The organism is Neisseria sp. P0001.S005 (assembly GCF_051963715.1).
In genome coordinates, this window is record NZ_JBQCTZ010000348.1 from 1 (window position 1) to 2,102 (window position 2,102).

Annotated in this window: 3 protein-coding genes; all 3 read right to left on the minus strand. The window is 46.7% G+C overall.

Annotated features, from left to right (window positions below; genetic code table 11):
* Positions 1–735: 1-(5-phosphoribosyl)-5-[(5-phosphoribosylamino)methylideneamino]imidazole-4-carboxamide isomerase (gene hisA / locus ACTHSP_RS19970; RefSeq protein ID WP_440346771.1), on the minus strand; the 735-nt coding region annotated here is incomplete at its 3' end.
* Between the two features lie 73 nt (positions 736–808).
* Positions 809–1,453: an imidazole glycerol phosphate synthase subunit HisH gene (gene hisH / locus ACTHSP_RS19975; RefSeq protein ID WP_440346772.1), complete on the minus strand. Its 645-nt coding sequence runs from the start codon at positions 1,451–1,453 to the stop codon at positions 809–811.
* Positions 1,454–1,622: 169 nt separating this feature from the next.
* Positions 1,623–2,102 (minus strand): imidazoleglycerol-phosphate dehydratase HisB (gene hisB / locus ACTHSP_RS19980; RefSeq protein WP_440346773.1); only part of this gene is annotated, 480 nt, incomplete at its 5' end.

Below are 2,102 nucleotides of genomic sequence, written 5' to 3' on the forward strand. Positions count from 1 at the left end.
AGCCAAAGAATCGGCCAGTTTTTGTGCCTGTGCGAAATCAATACTTCCCTCATAAATTGCGCGGCCGGTAATCGCACCGCTCACACCCTCTTTTTCAACGGCACACAATGCGTGGATATCGTCCAAATTCGTCAAACCACCGGAAGCGATAATCGGGATATTCACTGATTGAGCCAATTTAACGGTAGCCTCGATATTCACGCCGCTCATCATGCCGTCGCGACCGATATCGGTATAAATAATGCTGTTGACGCCATCGTCTTCAAAACGCTTGGCCAAATCGACGACATGATGCTCCGTTACCGTTGCCCAACCGTCTATCGCCACCATACCGTCTTTGGCATCCAAGCCGACGATAATCTGACCCGGAAAGGCCTTACATGCTTCGCGCACAAATTCAGGATTTTTTACCGCGGCCGTACCGATAATCACATCGGTCAGACCCAAATCCAAATACTTTTCGATGGTGCCCAAATCACGGATACCGCCGCCAAGCTGTACCGGAATATCTTTGGCTACGGCGGCCAAAATTTCTTTAATCGCCGGAAAATTTTGAGGAACGCCTGCGAATGCGCCGTTCAAATCAACCAAATGCAAACGGCGTGCACCTTGATTGCGCCAATACAAAGCCATCTCTGCCGGCGAATCGGAAAACACCGTCGCCTGCTCCATCAAGCCTTGTTTTAAGCGGACACAGCGTCCTTCTTTCAAATCAATGGCAGGTATCAACAGCATTTTCTTCTCCTCTATTCAATTTCAGTATATTTTACACAAATTAGCGATTTTTAGCAGATTTATGTTAAAAGCCTCAAATCTGCCAATTTAAAAAATTACGCAGCAGCAGCAATCCTGCCTGATGGCTTTTCTCCGTGTGGAACTGTGTGGCAAACACATTATCTTTACCAACAATGCAGGCAAATTCACTCGGATATTCGCTGACGCCTAAAACAATCTCTTCATTTTTCGGTGCAAAATAATAGCTGTGGACAAAATAGAAATACTCGTTCTGCCCAATGTCTTGAAATAAAGGATGCGGACGGGTTTGGCGCACTGTATTCCAACCCATATGCGGCACTTTCAGACGGCCTCCCTGTGCATCGGTTTGATTGGGCAAAAACCGTTTTACTTGACCTTCAAACCAACCCAAACCATCTGTATCGCCTTCTTCGCTGTGTTCAAACAATAATTGCGCACCTACGCAAATTCCAAAAAACGGCTTGTTTTTCAGGCCGTCTGAAACTGCCTCACCCAAACCGCTTGCCTTTAGCGCCGACATACAATCCGGCATGGCACCCTGCCCCGGAAAGATAACCTTATCCGCCGCCATCACCTCTTCAGGCCGCGAAGTCAGATAAATTTCGGCATTTTGATTGGACAAAACCTGCGCCGCCTGAACAGATTTCAATACTGAGTGCAGGTTTCCCATTCCATAATCGACAATCGCTACTTTCATTGCTTCTCCTCAGGCCGTCTGAAAACATTTAATGATTAATATAATAATAAGAATGATTGTAGCAAAAGATGGTTTAAAACAAAATATTGTCGATATACAAGACAAATAATAAAAGGCCGTCTGAAATCCCGATCGGTTTCAGACGGCCTTTATTCATTCACACGATGCCTTATTCTTCAGACGCGGCTTCTGCTTCTTCTTGAACAGATTCTTCACTCAGCGTGCCTTTGGTAGAAGGCGTTTGACCAATCATGCGCGGATCGTATTCAACTGCCATGCGCAGGGCGCGACCGAAGGCTTTGAAAACAGTCTCGGCTTGATGATGTGCATTACGGCCGCTCAAGTTATCGATGTGCAAGGTCATCATGCTGTGGTTCACAAGACCATGGAAAAATTCTTCAAACAAATCGACATCAAAACGGCCGATCAGGGCGCGGGTAAAGTCGATGTTGTACACCAAACCAGGGCGGCCGGAAAGGTCGATAACCACACGGCTCAACGCTTCATCTAACGGAACATAGGCATGACCGTAACGGGTAATGCCGGCTTTATTGCCAAGCGCTTGTTTCAGTGCCTGACCCAATACGATACCGATGTCTTCAACCGTGTGATGGTCGTCAATGTGCAAATCGCCTTTGCAGGTAATATC

Excerpts from the sequence above, each read along its gene's own strand:
- hisH (WP_440346772.1), bottom strand. The coding sequence starts at position 1,453 with ATGAAAGTAGCGATTGTCGATTATGGAATGGGAAACCTGCACTCAGTA.